The following is a 15110-nucleotide window of genomic DNA, read 5'->3' as shown; positions in this document are numbered from 1 at the left end:
TTCTTTGCCACTCTTCTCTTCTGTTAAGGTACTTTCCTTCCGAAAAAGAGCGTAAAAAAAAAACGCCTATGAGCGGCGTCTCGCTAGTAAGGCGCTAGTTATACAGTAGCATAGGAAGGGATTACGGTCAATCTACCTCTCTGTTAGACCGTCATCTTTCGTGCTTCAAGATAACGCTCAAGCTTGCGCTTGACGCGTTGCAAGGCATTATCGATCGATTTGACGTGACGATCGAGGTCGTCAGAGATTTCCTGATACGTCCGTCCGTCGAGATAGAGCGCGAGGACCTTCCGTTCGAGGTCGCTCAGAATCTCATCCATCTTCGATTCGATGTCTGCGTATTCTTCCCGGTTGATGATCAAGATTTGTGGATCAGAAGGTGCTGTCGACGTGATGATATCAAGTAACGTCCGCTCCGATTCATCGTCATAGATCGGTTTATCGAGCGAGATGTACGAGTTCAACGGGATATGTTTCTGACGTGTCGCCGTCTTGATCGCAGTGATCATCTGTCGCGTGATGCATAATTCGGCAAATCCTTTAAACGAGGCGAGCTTATCCGTTCGGTAATCCCGTACCGCCTTATAGAGACCGATCATTCCTTCTTGAATGATGTCTTCGCGGTCTGCCCCGATCAAAAAGTAAGAACGGGCTTTGGCACGTACGAAATTTCGATACCGCTCGATCAAAAATTCGAGCGCATCGCTGTTATCGAACTCTTTCGCTTGTTCTACAAGCGCTTCATCGGTCATGCACTCAAACTGGTCGAACGAAACCAAACTCATCCTGTATCCCTCCAAGCATCATTGACGAATAGTTCAATTGTTTTTAATTATACAATAATTACCTGTCGCACGACAATGAAAATTGGCATGACCTCTTTTGTTGTATCCAAAATGTATCTTTTCTACAAAAAAATCCACCGCTCTCGAATGAAGGAGAACGGCGGATTACTCATACGAATGGTTCATATCATGTATCTGAATTCTTTCGTCGACGAATCGCTTCGAGGCGCGCGACGACATCTTCCGGTAAATCAATCTTCGAGCGCGGTTGAGCCGTCGTCTTCGCAGACGTCGTTTGTTGCTTGATGACGGCAACTGCTGCTTTCCACTCACGCCGGAGTTCCTGCGCTGATATACGGAGTGCTCCAAGCGTGAAGATGACCCATTGCTCCGTGTAGTCGTTCGTCGCTACCGTCAGCTTGACCCGGATATCCTGCAGCCAGTCAGCGGCGGTTTTCTCAATCCACTCGTCCGCCGTCTCGTTTTCTCGTGTATAGACGATATCGATTCCGCTTTTTAGCATCCGAGACTCACGCCCTGGTTGCAGATAGGCATCAAAGACGATCGTAACGCTGATCCCTGTGACGGCTTGGTACTCCGCCATCGCATGAATCAACCGTTCCCGTGCTAATTCAAAGTCTTGCTCCCGCAACGTCCGAAATTCTGGCCATGCGCCAATGATATTGTAGCCATCTACGATGAGGCGATCATATTTCATCGCGCATACGGCTTTCTAGTCCGGTAGACTTCATATAATAATAGCGAAGCCGCGACCGATGCGTTGAGCGACGTGACATGTCCTGCCATCGGGAGGTGGACGAGGAAGTCACATTTCTCACGGACGAGCCGGCTCATTCCTTTTCCTTCACTTCCAATGACGATTCCGAGCGGCATCGTACCATCGAGTGTCCGGTAGTCGTCACTTTCACGTGCATCCGTTCCGACGAACCAGATGCCTTGTTTCTTTAGATCCTCCATCGTCCGAGCGAGGTTCGTCACACGAACGACCGGGATATGTTCGATCGCGCCTGTTGATGCCTTGGCGACGACTTGCGTCAACCCGACTGAGCGACGCTTCGGAATGATGATTCCGTGTGCTCCGACAGCATCTGCTGTCCGCAAGATTGATCCGAGGTTATGTGGATCCTCGAGCTCATCAAGCATGATCAAGAGCGGTGTTTCATCCTTTTGACGTGCAAGCTCGAAGATGTCTTCCATCTCGGCGTATTCATACGCAGCAACCGCTGCGACGACACCTTGGTGATTTTCCGTTCCAGCTAAACCAGTTAACCGTGAACGTGGTACGAGCTGGATTTGGATGCCCGCTTCCTGCGCCATCGCATGGATGACGGCAAGCGGTCCTTTTTGTTGTCCTTCCTGCAAGAACAGCTTGTTCATCTCTCGTCCACTCCGCAATGCCTCTAGGACCGGATTACGACCTGACAAGAAATCTTGTCCTTCTTCAAGCGGTTCGATCACGACGGGCTGTTCCTTGACTGGAGTGGCTTTTCGTTTCTCTTGTGCTGGGCGCTGTGCCTTCGTTTTCGGCTTCGCACCGGTAGCCTTAGGATTCGTCTGTTTTTTCGGCTTCGAGTAGTTCGAACGCTTGTCCGATGAGTTCTTCAAGGCGATCCCCTCCTTCTGAAAGATAAATATAACCGAGTAATGCTTCAAATGCTGTCGCGTAGCGATACGTGTGGACGTCCGTGCTCTTCGGGACAGAACCGGATTTCGCGTTCTTTCCGCGCCGGACAACCGCTGCCTCTTCTTCCGTCAACGCATCCGTGTTCAACCAGTGCGTCACGACCGTCGCTTGTGCTTGTGCCCGAACGTACCGGACAGCTGCTTTATGCAACTCGCCCGGCTTCACATAACCTTGTTCGAGCAATCGCTCCCGCACACGAATCTCATAGACGACATCGCCCATGTACGCTAACGCGAGTGCATTCAGTTGTTTGTAATTCTTCATCCGCGCTTCCACCGCATCCCTTGCGCTGTGTCTTCCAGCAAGATCCCTTGATCACGTAGCTGATCGCGGATTGCGTCCGCTCGTGCGAAGTCACGATTTTGACGGGCTGTGTTCCGCTCTTCGATCAACTGTTCGACTTCTTCATCGAGTAAGCCTTTGTCGACTGTCAACGTGACACCGAGGACATCTGATAATTCCGAGAAGAGTGCGAGGAACTGTTCGAGCACCTGTTTCGACACATGTGCTTCTCCAAGGTACAAGTTGGCTTCTTTCGAGAGATCGAATAAATCCGTCACAGCGTTCGCTGTATTGAAATCATCATCCATCGATGTGATGAAATGTTCCTTGATCGCCGCTAGACGATTCAACCACTTCTCGTCACCTGTTCCGAGATCGGCCGTCATTTCAAGGCGGTGTTCGATGTTTGCGACCGATTCCCGAATCCGTGCGAGACCATTCGCTGCTTGATCGATCAGTTCACGACTGTAGTTGATCGGGTGACGATACTGAACCGATAACATGAAGAATCGTAATACCATCGGATCGACCGCTTGGATTGCTTCATGAACCGTCAAGAAGTTACCGAGCGACTTCGACATCTTCTCGTTTTCGATGTTTAAGAACCCGTTATGCATCCAGTAGTTTGCGAACTTCTGTGAGTTGCATGCTTCTGACTGGGCGATCTCATTCTCATGGTGCGGGAACTTTAAGTCTTGTCCACCAGCATGAATGTCAATCGTCTCTCCAAGGTATTTCTTTGCCATCGCCGAGCACTCGATGTGCCAGCCTGGTCGTCCTTCGCCCCATGGACTCGTCCATGCCGGCTCACCTGGTTTTGCTGCTTTCCAGAGCACGAAATCAAGCGGATCTTCTTTTTTCTCTCCGACTTCAATTCGTGCACCTGCACGCAATTCATCGATCGACTGTTGGCTCAATTGACCATAATCCTTGAAACTACGCGTCCGGAAGTAGACATCCCCGCTCGATGCGTAGGCATTGCCTTTTTCGACGAGGACTTCGATGAAGGCGATGATATCGTCCATCGTTTCCGTGACGAGTGGATGGATATCCGCTTTTTGGACATTCAAGGCGCCCGTATCCGCGTGATACGCCTCAATGAAACGTTTCGTCAACGCATGATAGTCTTCTCCGAGTTCGTTTGCTGTCCGGATGATCTTATCATCGACGTCCGTGAAGTTCGAGACATATTTGACTTCGTATCCGCGGTATGTGAAGTAGCGACGGACCGTATCGAAAACGATTGCTGGACGTGCGTTCCCGATATGAATGTAGTTGTAAACCGTCGGGCCACAGACATACATCTTGACCTTTCCTTCTTCTAATGGTTTAAATGGTTCCTTTTTTCCGGTCATGCTGTTGTACAGTTGAATCATGACGTCGCCCTCCTTTAATCCGTTCAATTTCTTGTTTTAATACTTCTAGTTCCATTTCAATCCGCTCTTGGCATTCGCTGACCGGATCCGGGAAACGATGATCAAGTGGTGCTTCGACCTTCATGCCGTCTTGAATGACGACACGTCCCGGAATGCCGACGACGGTCGCATTGGGAGGAACGTGTTTTAAGACGACAGAACTAGCACCGATTTTTGAGTATGCCCCAATCGTGATATCACCAAGGACACGGGCACCGGCAGAGACAAGTACGCCGTCTTCAATCGTCGGATGACGCTTTCCTGTTTCTTTCCCCGTTCCGCCGAGTGTCACGCCTTGAAACAACGTGACGTCATCACCAATGATCGTCGTCTCACCAATGACGACACCCATCCCGTGGTCAATAAAGAACCGGCGTCCGATCGTCGCTCCTGGATGAATCTCGATGCCTGTCAAAAAGCGACTGAACTGCGAAATTAATCGACCGAGTAAGCGGAACTTTGCGTTCCAGAGTCGATGGGCCAGACGATGCATCCAAATCGCATGTAAGCCCGGGTATGTCAAAATGACTTCTAACGTGCTGCGGGCAGCTGGATCTTGCTCAAACACATTGCGGATATCTTCTCGTATCCGTGTCATATACGTTCTCCTCTCCATAAGAAAAAGCGCCTCTATGCATTGCTGCACAGAGACGCTAACGAAGCGCGGTCCCACTCTGTTTGGACGATTGACTCGTCCCTCTCGACGTCCGTTAACGCCGGAGATACGTCTGCGCCTACTCTCACGGATTTCGGGCAGCACTCAGAGGGGCATTTCATGATTCGCTTCTTCAAGCCCTCGCACCATTCGAGCTTGTCTCTGGAGAAGAAGACGCATCGTTACTTTCCTCGTCTACGCTTTCGTTATTCTGCTTCAAGCCGTGCAAGCACACGGTCTTTTCCTAGTAATTGAATCGTGTTCGGGAGTTCTGGACCATGCGTCTGTCCTGTCGTCGCGACACGAATTGGCATGAATAAATTCTTTCCTTTTTGACCAGTCGCTTTTTGCGTCGCTTTGATCGATGCTTTAATTGCTTCTGGTGTCCACTCTTCGAGAGCACGTAACTGGTTCGCGAATTCTGCAAGTACAGTCGGAACCGTCTCGCCACTCAAGACAGTGTTTGCCTCTTCATCATACACCACTTCGTCCTCAAAGAACATCTCTGAAAGCTTGACGATTTCCGCGCCATGCGTCATCTGTTCGCGGTATAACGCGACAAGATCACGTGCCCAAGCGAGCTCTTCTTCTGAAGGTGACGCTTCGACGCGACCTGCTTCTTGTAGGAACGGAAGACTTGCTTCGAATACTTCTTCGAACGATTGATGTTTCATGTACTGGCTATTGATCCAAGCCAATTTGTTTTGGTCAAAGACAGCTGGACTCTTCGAGAGACGATCCGCGTCAAAGATTTCGATGAACTCTTCTTTCGTGAAGATCTCTTGTTCGCCGACTGGTGACCAACCGAGAAGCGTGATGAAGTTGAGCAATGCTTCCGGGAGATAACCGAGCTCTTTATACTGCTCGATATACTGAATGATCGAGTGATCACGTTTCGAGAGTTTCTTGTGTGATTCGTTGACGATCAATGTCATGTGACCGAACGTCGGGTATTCCCAACCGAACGCATCATAGATCATCATCTGTTTCGGTGTGTTCGAAATATGATCATCCCCACGAAGAACATGGCTGATCGCCATCAAGTGATCGTCGATGACGACGGCAAAGTTATACGTCGGAATGCCGTCTTTTTTGACGATGACCCAGTCACCGAAGTCTTTTGATTCGAATGAGACATCGTCTTTAACGATATCATTCCATGTATACGTGACATCTTCCGGTACACGAATCCGAATCGACGGCGTGCGACCTTCTGCGCGGAACGCTTCTTCTTGTTCTGCTGTCAGGTTACGGTGTGCTCCTGAATAACGCGGTGCTTCTCCACGTGCGATTTGTGCTTCGCGTTCTGCTTCGAGCTCTTCCGATGTCATGTAGCAACGGTAAGCAAGTCCTTTTTCAAGTAACTCATCCGTGTACTTTTGATAGATATCGAGACGCTCCATTTGTGAATAAGGACCGTACTCGCCACCGCGACCTGGACCTTCGTCCCAATCGACACCGAGCCACTCGAGGTTCTTCATTTGACTCTCGACACCACCTGCGATGTTCCGCTTTTGGTCCGTATCCTCGATTCGTAATACCATCTTACCGCCTAAGTGGCGCGCAAAGAGATAGTTAAATAATGCAGTCCGGGCATTCCCGATATGCAAGTGTCCTGTTGGACTTGGGGCATAACGTACTCGTACTTCTGCCATTGCCAATCACTCCTTCGACTAAAATTCGCTTATCTAGTATACCTTATTCTTCGATTCGTTTCAGTAGAATCACTGCTTGACAAGCGATTCCCTCTTCTCGTCCCGTAAAACCTAACCATTCCGTCGTCGTTGCCTTGACATTGATCTGTTCAATGTCCGCTTCGAGTAATTCCGCGATTCGCGCACGCATCGTGTCGATGTACGGACGAAGCTTTGGTGCCTGTGCGATGACTGTCGCATCTAGGTTGCCAAGCTCATACCCTTGTTGTTTAACGAGCGCGTAGACATGTTGCAGCAATTTTGCTGAATCGGCATCCTTGAATTCCGGATCCGTATCCGGAAAATGTTTTCCGATATCCCCTGCTGCGATTGCACCAAGTGCCGCGTCGGCAATCGTATGTAACAAGACGTCTGCATCCGAGTGACCGAGCAATCCTTTCGTGTGCGGAATCTCGATGCCGCCTAAAATCAATTTCCGATCCTCTGCAAAGGCATGTACATCAAAACCTTGTCCAATTCGAATCATCGTCATTTCCCTCGTTTCATTAGAATCGCTTCACCGAACCACAAATCGTCCGGTGTCGTCATCTTGATATTTTCGTAGTGACCGTGGACGATCGTTACTTTTCCTCCGTCCCATTCTATCAAACTTGCATCATCGGTTCCTAGGTATTTCGTTGCCGCTTTTTCGTGAACCGTGCGAATCGTCGCAAGATCAAACGCTTGTGGTGTCTGCGCTGCCCTCAGATGTTCCCGTGGGACGGTCTCGCTGATGTGGTTCGCTTCAACCCGTTTGACTGTGTCTTTGATCGGCACGGCAAGAATCGCCGCCTGATCTAGGACTGCTGCCTGGACGACTGCATGAATCGCTGCTTGTGAAATAAACGGTCTGGCCCCATCATGGATCAGAACGATTCCTTCGCCTTTTAACGCTTCAAGACCACGGAGCACACTTTCCTGACGTTCGGTACCACCCGCGACAAGTCTAATCGATGTCTTATAAGACGCGATAATACTTGTAAACCATTCCTGTTCTAGTGGATTGATCGCAAGGACGATTTCCGTACATGCCGGATCTGCCTCGAAGACATCCAGTGTCCAAGCGATGATTGGACGTTCTCTTAGTTCAAGCATCAATTTATTACGATCTGCGCCCATCCGCTTACCGGCACCGGCAGCGGGGATGACGACGCGATATGTGGCTGTAGACATCCCATTCCCTCTTTTCTCTCTCACTGATCATCGTGATCCATTCCATCACACCGAAAACGGACTCGATCATGAAATCGAATCCGTTGCGGGGTCTATCCGAATGCCTCTCGATGTCTCTCTAGGCATAGTGTCTCATTTTTCTTGTGGTTTCGCAAAAATCATTCGTCCAGCTGACGTCTGCAAGACACTCGTGACGACAACGCCAATCGTTTTCGAAATGAGGTGTTTGCCTCCTTCAACAACGACCATCGTCCCATCTTCGAGATAGGCAATGCCCTGTTTTTGTTCTTTTCCTTCCTTGATGACAAGGACGGTCATCTCTTCTCCTGGAATGACGACTTGTTTGACGGCATTCGCCAGATCATTGATGTTAAGAACAGGAACATGTCGGACTTCACAGACTTTGTTCAAGTTATAGTCGTTCGTGACGACGATCCCTTTGACGAGTTCCGCGAGTTTGATCAGCTTAATATCGACTTCCGGTACATCCTCGAAATCGCCATCATAAATTTCGACCTCGACTCCAGGGATCTCTTGTAACTCTTTTAAGACATCGAGTCCACGACGTCCACGATTTCGTTTCAACGTATCGGAAGAATCGGCGATGTACTGCAACTCACCGATGACGAATTGCGGGACGATCAGTTTTCCTTCGACGAAACCGGTCTTCGTGATATCCGTGATCCGCCCGTCGATGATGACGCTCGTATCGAGTACCTTACTGTTTGATTTAACTGGAACGACGACTTCTGGCGTCGCCTTTTTCTCACTTTGGTTGCTGCGTAAGAAGATTTTCGTCAATTCATGACGTTTACGATATCCGACCGTAAAGCCAAGATATCCGAATAACGCGGTCACGAAGATTGTTAAGACGTTACTGAGGACAGGAATACCTACTAAATCAATCAATGTACTGACGAGAAAGGCCAGTACCAACCCAATCAACAAACCAAATGTTCCAAAAAAGAGATCTGCTACTGGGGCTTTGACGAGCCGTTCTTCTAAAAATCGGAGAAGTCGAATTACCGAATCCGTAATGAATAATCCAATTAATAAGAATATGAGTGCACCAATCGTTCCAGTTACGTATTCGCTCATCAACCATGCAGGGAATGTCGTATTCGTTGCCGTTTCAATTAATTGGAAGAACTGAGGAAGCAACAAGATTCCGAGGGCAAGTCCGAGTAATGCAAAAAATACCCGAATGACGATTTTCAATCTTCTCACCTCCTTTGCTTATTTTAAGTTCATTGTAACATGTACTGATTTGAACTACCTACGCCGTAAGGAGGGGAAACTGTTTACATATCCATTACAGTTCCCCCATTTTTTGCGTCATTCCAGCTTAAAACGGAATCGTTTCACGTAATGCTTCGTCCACACTCTCGACACCGACGACCGTAATTCCGTCCGGATACGTCCAACCACCCAAGTTGTTTTTCGGAATGATCGCCCGCGTGAAACCGAGTTTAGCTGCTTCTGCTACACGTTGTTCAATCCGCGATACACGGCGAACCTCACCTGTCAATCCGACCTCACCAATCACGACATCTGTCGGACGCGTCGGCTTGTCACGGAAACTAGAAGCAATTGCCACACAAACCGCCAAGTCAATCGCCGGTTCATCAAGCTTCACACCACCGGCTGCCTTGAGGTACGCATCTTGTGTCTGAAGGAGAAGACCCGACCGTTTCTCAAGCACAGCCATCAATAAGGCTACCTTGTTTTGATCGATTCCGGTCGCCATCCGTCTTGGATTTCCGAATGACGTCGGTGAAATCAGTGCTTGCAGTTCGACAAGGACCGTCCGTGTCCCCTCCATGGAAGCGACAATCGTCGAACCGGATACGCCGGATGTCCGCTCCTCGAGGAAAATTTCTGATGGATTCAAGACCTCTTCAAGACCAGACTCCCGCATCTCAAAAATTCCGATCTCATTCGTTGAACCAAATCGGTTTTTGACGGCACGCAGAATCCGGAACGTATGATGACGTTCGCCTTCGAAATACAAGACAGCATCCACCATGTGCTCCAGTAAACGTGGTCCAGCAATCGAACCCTGTTTCGTGACGTGACCGACGATGAAGATCGCAATACCGCGACTCTTCGCAATTTTCATCAGCATCGCCGTACATTCACGTACCTGTGTCACACTCCCGGGTGCAGACTGGATTTCATCAATGTAGACGGTTTGAATCGAGTCGATGATTAAAAAACGTGGCTGTTCTTCATCGACGACACGTTCAATCATGTTCATATCCGTCTCACTAAGGACGAACAAATCCTGAGTCGGTAAGCCAAGCCGTTCCGCGCGCAATTTAGTTTGTTTGAGCGATTCTTCTCCTGAGATGTAGAGCACTTTTTCGCCGCGTTGGGCAAGACGTGCGCTCGTCTGCAGTAAGATCGTCGACTTCCCGATCCCCGGATCTCCTCCAACAAGCACCATCGAACCTGGAACGATACCGCCTCCGAGAACACGGTCGAATTCACCACTTCCGGTAAAGACGCGACTCTCTTCTTGCGAGACGATGTTCGCGAGGCGCTCTGGCTTCAATTGTTTTGTTGTCGTATGAACGAAAGCTGCACCGCGCCGCCCTTTTTTCTCTTCGACGACTTCTTCGACCATCGTGTTCCATTCTCCGCACCCGGAACAACGTCCCATCCATTTCGGTGATTCGGTCCCACAGCTTTGACAAACGAATTTTGTTTTTAACTTAGCCAATCGATTCATCCTTTCTGTTTCAAAAAAAGAACCAGCTTCGCTCAGAAAGTGCGAAAGCTGGCCCTGTGCTCAGTGCTTATTCCGTTGCGGCAGAACTCACGTGATTCCGGCGAACGATGAATTCGTTCTCTTCGACATCAAGCGCAACATGTTCTCCTTTTTGGATATCGCCTGCGAGCAATGCTTCTGACAACCGGTCTTCCGCTTCCCGTTGAAGGGCACGACGGATTGGACGTGCGCCGTACTCTGGATCGTATCCGATATCGGCAATCTTCGAGAGGGCAGCTGGTGTCAATTCGAAATGAATTTCCTGTTCAGCCAAACGTTTTTCAAGGGTTTTCGCCATCAACTTCACGATCTCTTCGATGTGTTGTTTCTCGAGTGAGTGGAAGACGATCGTTTCATCAATCCGGTTCAAGAACTCTGGACGGAACGCCCGTTTGAGTTCTTCCATGACTTTATCTTTCATGTCTTTGTATTCGCGATCCGTATCTTCAGAAACAGCGAATCCGACATATTTATTACGTTTAAGGGCACTTGCACCGACGTTCGATGTCATGACGATGATCGTGTTACGGAAATCAACCGTCCGACCTTTCGAGTCTGTTAAGCGTCCATCATCAAGTACTTGCAAGAGAATGTTGAAGACTTCCGGGTGCGCCTTCTCGATTTCATCAAGTAAGATGACCGAGTATGGTTTCCGACGAACTTTTTCCGTCAATTGACCGCCTTCTTCGTAACCGACATATCCTGGAGGTGAACCGACGAGACGGCTCGTTGCATGTTTCTCCATGTACTCTGACATGTCGATTCGGATGATCGCATCCTCATCTCCGAACATCGCTTCGGCAACCGCACGGGCGAGTTCTGTTTTACCAACCCCAGTAGGACCGAGGAAGATGAATGAACCGATCGGACGTTTTGGATCTTTCAGTCCAGCACGTGCCCGACGAATGGCTTTTGAAATCGATTTAACGGCTTCGTTTTGACCGATGACACGATCGTGAAGGATTTCTTCGAGGCGAAGGAGACGATCCGTCTCTTCTTCCGCGATCTTCGTGACCGGTACACCTGTCCAGTTGGCAACGACTTGTGCGATGTCATCTTTTGTGACTTCAAGTTTTTCGTTGCCTTGTTTATTCTGCCATTCCTCTTTCAAGCGCTCAAGCTCATCGCGTAATTTTTGTTCCGTGTCGCGGAGGCTTGCTGCTTTTTCGAACTCTTGGCTTTGGACAGCTTCGTCCTTGTCCTTACGGATACCTTCGAGTTTTGCTTCGACTTCTTTTAAGTTCGGTGGTGCTGTGTATGAACGCAACCGAACTTTCGATGCCGCTTCATCGATCAAATCGATCGCTTTATCCGGAAGGAAACGATCCGAAATGTATCGATCCGACAAGGTGACGGCTTCTTGAATCGCTTCGTCTGTGATCGTCACACGGTGGTGTGCTTCATAACGATCGCGAAGACCAAATAGGATTTGTGTTGCTTCATCCGTTGTTGGCTCTGCGACTTGAATCGGTTGGAAACGACGTTCGAGTGCCGCATCTTTTTCGATGTATTTCCGGTACTCATCAAGAGTCGTTGCTCCGATACACTGGAGTTCGCCTCGTGCGAGCGATGGTTTAAGGATGTTCGATGCATCGATCGCACCTTCTGCTCCACCCGCTCCAATCAATGTATGCAACTCATCGATGAAGAGAATGATGTTCCCCGCTTGACGAATCTCATCCATGACCTTTTTCAAACGATCTTCGAATTCACCACGGTATTTCGTACCGGCAACGAGTGTTCCCATGTCGAGTACCATGACGCGTTTATTGCGTAACGTCTCCGGTACTTCATTGTTGATGATTTGTTGAGCGAGACCTTCGACGACAGCCGTTTTACCGACCCCTGGTTCCCCGATCAAGACTGGGTTATTTTTCGTCCGGCGGCTCAAGACTTCGATGACGCGTTGAATTTCTTTCGCACGACCGATAACTGGATCAAGACGTGTTTCACGCGCTTGTTGTGTCAAATCACGAGCAAGACCATCAAGTGTTGGTGTTGCGACACCTGAACCTGCTTGCGACGCGTTTGCTGTTGTTTCGCTGTTCCCGAGCAACTGGAGTACTTGCTGACGGGCTTTTGAAAGACTGATGCCTAAGTTATTTAAGACACGAGCAGCAACGCCCTCTCCTTCTCGGATCAATCCGAGCAAGAGGTGTTCTGTCCCAACGTAAGAGTGACCAAGTTTACGTGCCTCATCCATTGATAACTCAATGACCTTTTTCGCACGTGGTGTATAGTGAATCGTCGTTGCACCATCTTGTCCGCGACCGATCAATGCTTCGACTTCCATTTGAATTTTATCTGAACTGAGACCGAGTGCTGTTAATGCTTTCGCAGCAATTCCGTCTCCTTCACGTACAAGTCCGAGTAAAATGTGTTCTGTTCCGATATTGTGGTGCCCCAACCGTACTGCCTCTTCTTGAGCAAGTGCCAATACACGTTGTGCACGTTCTGTGAATCGTCCAAACATCATTATGCAAAACCTCCTTGTGTGTGATCCCTGTTTGTCTGTTCGGTTAACATCGTCCGGATTCGTTTCGCCCGTTCGATGTCCCGTTCTCTAGATGTTAATTGTTTCCCGAAATGCTTTTGTAGAAAACCTGTTTGTAGCGAGACGAGCAGTTGGTGAAAAAGATTTGGAGGTAGATTGACCTCTAGTCCCAGACTGTCCGCTAAGCGAACATCCGATAACCGTTCCGTTGCTTCCCGCGCTGTAATCAGTCGAGCTGATGTCAGGATGCCATAGGAACGATATAGTCTGTCCTCTAGTTCTTCTTGATACATCTCCAATAATCCTTTTCGTGCTGCCTGTTCTGCTTCAATTAATGCTTCGACCGCAAATTGATAGTCCGTAATCAGCATATCCTCACTTGCTCCAAGCGTCCGTTGGTTCGAAAGTTGGAACATACGACCAGAAGCATCGCTTCCCTCGCCGTAACGCCCACGAATCGCGAATCCGAGCTGTCGTAAGTGTTTGATATAGCCTTGAATCTGATTCGTCAGGACCAGTCCCGGTAAGTGCAACATCACGGAAGCACGAAGACCTGTTCCGACGTTACTCGGACACGTCGTTAAATAACCAAGCGTATCATCAAAAGCAATTTTAAATCGTTCACTGATCAAGCGATCGACTTGTTTTGCGATCCGAAACGCTTCTTCAAGTTGAAGTCCGGGTAGTAACGTCTGGATTCGGAAATGATCCTCTTCGTTTACCATGACACTGATCTGCTCATCCTCACTAATGAAAAGTCCTGTCCGCGGATGACTGGCTAACGCTGGACTGATCAGATGCTTTTCTACTAAAGCGGTTCGAGTCAGGACATCTGCTTGATCGACGCGACCAAACCGGAACCCTTTCATCCCGTTTAGTTGACGTTCGGTCTCTTCAATGAGCGCATTAGCTTGTGCTTCTGATAACATCGTTGAGAACGGATAACGTGTCGTATTACGTGCCAATCGGATCCGTGTCGAAACGACGATGTCGTCAAAGGGAGAAGATTGATTCATCGATTCGCTTAAAGGGTGTTGGAGCAACTCTTCAAACATGACGCAAATCCTCCTCGACACTCTCAATCTGTTGTTTTATGATTTCTGCTTCTTCATAATCTTCTGCTAAGATTTTGCGGTTAAGTTGTTCTTTCAATCGACTGAGCTGCTGGTTCAATCGTTTTTCAACGGATTCCTCATCAGGCCGTGAGCCATAATGTTGCGTATGACCGTGTTGGAACTGACGAACCATGCCGTCGACTTCGTCTTTAAAAAATGAATAACAAGTCGGGCAACCGACTTTACGAAGATGAAGCAATTGTTGACGGGTCATACCACAAGACGGACACGCCGTCCCTTGATATTCACGTGCTAACTCCCGCACACAAACCGAGCATAAGAACTTCTCATCGGTTTCCGATTCTTGTGGAAGTTTGACACGGACGATTGCTTCTCGTTCGCCACATCGTTGACAACGCATCATGCATTCCTCCAATGTCCGACGACTAGAGTCGCTTCATGGTTTGAAGAAGCGTCCGCATCAAGTGGGCACGCATCCGGTGTTGATCTTCGACCGCCATTGGCAAACTCTCTTTTTGCAACAGCGATTGAATCAAAATAGCTTCCCGCCGCGTCAATAATTGTTCGTTCATCAAACGAATCAAATAATCTTCTGCAGCTTGTTCCGTCAAATGATCACCGATCCATGAACTGACTTCGTCTAATAGATCGTGACTATCGAGCACAACGATTTTTTGAATCCGAATGTATCCACCGCCACCCCGTTTACTTTCAACAAAATAACCCTTTTCGACCGTAAAACGAGTATTAATGACGTAGTTGATTTGTGATGGAACACAGTCAAAACGTTGTGCAATTTCTTGACGTTTGATTTCAATCGTCTTTTCGTCGTGTAAAATTTGCTTTAAATAGGCTTCGATGATATCTGTGATGTTTTGCATTGGCACCACCTCTCTGACCATCTTTGACTATTGTTTGATTTAATAGTAATCATCTAAAAAAAGAAATGCAACTGATAAGGCTTTTTAGAAAACACAAAAAGACCGACCTGCAATCTGCAGATCGGTCAAGTGCCTGGCAACGTCCTATCCTCACAGGGGGAAGCCCCCAACTACTTTCGG

15 protein-coding genes and 1 other annotated feature are annotated in these 15110 nt (G+C 48.6%); all 15 genes read right to left on the bottom strand.

Translation table 11 applies throughout. The annotated features are described in order from the left end of the window. Positions 1-143: 143 nt before the first annotated feature. The 15 genes from sigH to KNQ03_RS15980 all read right to left on the bottom strand — a co-directional run bounded on the left by sigH (position 144) and on the right by KNQ03_RS15980 (position 14930). Complete coding sequence (gene sigH / locus KNQ03_RS16050; RefSeq protein ID WP_029343084.1) at positions 144-785, bottom strand: RNA polymerase sporulation sigma factor SigH; 642 nt, start codon at positions 783-785, stop codon at positions 144-146. Positions 786-972: 187 nt separating this feature from the next. Continuing rightward, positions 973-1503 (bottom strand): NYN domain-containing protein, encoded by a 531-nt coding sequence (locus tag KNQ03_RS16045; protein ID WP_050677145.1) that lies wholly within the window; start codon positions 1501-1503, stop codon positions 973-975. Then, positions 1500-2264 carry a 23S rRNA (guanosine(2251)-2'-O)-methyltransferase RlmB gene (gene rlmB, locus KNQ03_RS16040; RefSeq protein WP_035399377.1) on the bottom strand — a complete coding sequence of 255 codons (765 nt, stop codon included), beginning with the start codon at positions 2262-2264 and terminating at the stop codon, positions 1500-1502. Before rlmB ends, KNQ03_RS16045 begins: the two co-directional genes overlap by 4 nt. Before the next feature lie 85 nt (positions 2265-2349). Then, a complete protein-coding gene (locus tag KNQ03_RS16035) occupies positions 2350-2754 on the bottom strand; it encodes a Mini-ribonuclease 3 (RefSeq protein WP_023466600.1) in 405 nt (134 codons plus the stop codon). After that, positions 2751-4148, bottom strand: coding sequence for a cysteine--tRNA ligase (gene cysS, locus KNQ03_RS16030; protein WP_058705176.1), 1398 nt, complete (start codon positions 4146-4148; stop codon positions 2751-2753). Before cysS ends, KNQ03_RS16035 begins: the two co-directional genes overlap by 4 nt. Beyond that, positions 4102-4821: a serine O-acetyltransferase EpsC gene (gene epsC / locus KNQ03_RS16025; RefSeq protein WP_255343794.1), complete on the bottom strand. Its 720-nt coding sequence runs from the start codon at positions 4819-4821 to the stop codon at positions 4102-4104. The genes cysS and epsC overlap by 47 nt, the downstream gene beginning before the upstream one ends. A 9-nt stretch (positions 4822-4830) precedes the next feature. Next, positions 4831-5049, bottom strand: a binding site (T-box leader). Then, positions 5049-6497 (bottom strand): glutamate--tRNA ligase, encoded by a 1449-nt coding sequence (gene gltX, locus KNQ03_RS16020; RefSeq protein WP_023466595.1) that lies wholly within the window; start codon positions 6495-6497, stop codon positions 5049-5051. (Overlaps the previous feature by 1 nt.) Positions 6498-6540: 43 nt before the next feature. Further along, entirely contained in the window at positions 6541-7023 is a 483-nt protein-coding gene (gene ispF / locus KNQ03_RS16015; RefSeq protein WP_029343079.1) for a 2-C-methyl-D-erythritol 2,4-cyclodiphosphate synthase, read from the bottom strand. Between the two features lie 2 nt (positions 7024-7025). After that, a complete protein-coding gene (gene ispD, locus KNQ03_RS16010) occupies positions 7026-7709 on the bottom strand; it encodes a 2-C-methyl-D-erythritol 4-phosphate cytidylyltransferase (protein WP_214725589.1) in 684 nt (227 codons plus the stop codon). A gap of 132 nt (positions 7710-7841) precedes the next feature. Beyond that, positions 7842-8927, bottom strand: coding sequence for a PIN/TRAM domain-containing protein (locus KNQ03_RS16005; RefSeq protein WP_023466590.1), 1086 nt, complete (start codon positions 8925-8927; stop codon positions 7842-7844). A 127-nt stretch (positions 8928-9054) separates the two neighbouring features. Further along, on the bottom strand, positions 9055-10431 hold the full coding sequence (radA, locus tag KNQ03_RS16000) for a DNA repair protein RadA (protein ID WP_029343076.1): 1377 nt from the start codon (positions 10429-10431) through the stop codon (positions 9055-9057). 76 nt (positions 10432-10507) lie between these two features. Continuing rightward, the gene (gene clpC, locus KNQ03_RS15995) at positions 10508-12955 is read right to left on the bottom strand and encodes an ATP-dependent protease ATP-binding subunit ClpC (protein ID WP_035413120.1); all 2448 of its coding nucleotides are present in this window, start codon (positions 12953-12955) and stop codon (positions 10508-10510) included. Continuing rightward, positions 12955-14028 (bottom strand): ATP--guanido phosphotransferase, encoded by a 1074-nt coding sequence (locus tag KNQ03_RS15990; protein WP_023466586.1) that lies wholly within the window; start codon positions 14026-14028, stop codon positions 12955-12957. Before KNQ03_RS15990 ends, clpC begins: the two co-directional genes overlap by 1 nt. Further along, positions 14021-14449 (bottom strand): hypothetical protein, encoded by a 429-nt coding sequence (locus KNQ03_RS15985; RefSeq protein ID WP_029343073.1) that lies wholly within the window; start codon positions 14447-14449, stop codon positions 14021-14023. The genes KNQ03_RS15990 and KNQ03_RS15985 overlap by 8 nt, the downstream gene beginning before the upstream one ends. Positions 14450-14474: 25 nt before the next feature. Next, positions 14475-14930: a CtsR family transcriptional regulator gene (locus KNQ03_RS15980; RefSeq protein ID WP_023466578.1), complete on the bottom strand. Its 456-nt coding sequence runs from the start codon at positions 14928-14930 to the stop codon at positions 14475-14477. Between the last annotated feature and the right edge of the window lie 180 nt (positions 14931-15110).

Origin of the sequence: Exiguobacterium sp. s143, assembly GCF_018618895.1 — a bacterium.
GTDB classification, from domain to species: Bacteria; Bacillota; Bacilli; order Exiguobacteriales; family Exiguobacteriaceae; genus Exiguobacterium_A; species Exiguobacterium_A abrahamii.
This window is presented reverse-complemented; position numbering and strand designations above follow the sequence as displayed.

What these genes read in the sequence shown, in the direction of transcription:
- KNQ03_RS16045 (WP_050677145.1), bottom strand. Translation starts at nt 1,503, where the DNA reads ATGAAATATGATCGCCTCATCGTAGATGGCTACAATATCATTGGCGCA.
- KNQ03_RS15985 (WP_029343073.1), bottom strand. Translation starts at nt 14,449, where the DNA reads ATGCGTTGTCAACGATGTGGCGAACGAGAAGCAATCGTCCGTGTCAAA.
- cysS (WP_058705176.1), bottom strand. Translation starts at nt 4,148, where the DNA reads ATGATTCAACTGTACAACAGCATGACCGGAAAAAAGGAACCATTTAAA.
- ispF (WP_029343079.1), bottom strand. Translation starts at nt 7,023, where the DNA reads ATGATTCGAATTGGACAAGGTTTTGATGTACATGCCTTTGCAGAGGAT.
- KNQ03_RS15980 (WP_023466578.1), bottom strand. Translation starts at nt 14,930, where the DNA reads ATGCAAAACATCACAGATATCATCGAAGCCTATTTAAAGCAAATTTTA.
- KNQ03_RS16035 (WP_023466600.1), bottom strand. Translation starts at nt 2,754, where the DNA reads ATGAAGAATTACAAACAACTGAATGCACTCGCGTTAGCGTACATGGGC.
- clpC (WP_035413120.1), bottom strand. Translation starts at nt 12,955, where the DNA reads ATGATGTTTGGACGATTCACAGAACGTGCACAACGTGTATTGGCACTT.
- gltX (WP_023466595.1), bottom strand. Translation starts at nt 6,497, where the DNA reads ATGGCAGAAGTACGAGTACGTTATGCCCCAAGTCCAACAGGACACTTG.
- sigH (WP_029343084.1), bottom strand. Translation starts at nt 785, where the DNA reads ATGAGTTTGGTTTCGTTCGACCAGTTTGAGTGCATGACCGATGAAGCG.
- ispD (WP_214725589.1), bottom strand. Translation starts at nt 7,709, where the DNA reads ATGTCTACAGCCACATATCGCGTCGTCATCCCCGCTGCCGGTGCCGGT.
- KNQ03_RS15990 (WP_023466586.1), bottom strand. Translation starts at nt 14,028, where the DNA reads ATGTTTGAAGAGTTGCTCCAACACCCTTTAAGCGAATCGATGAATCAA.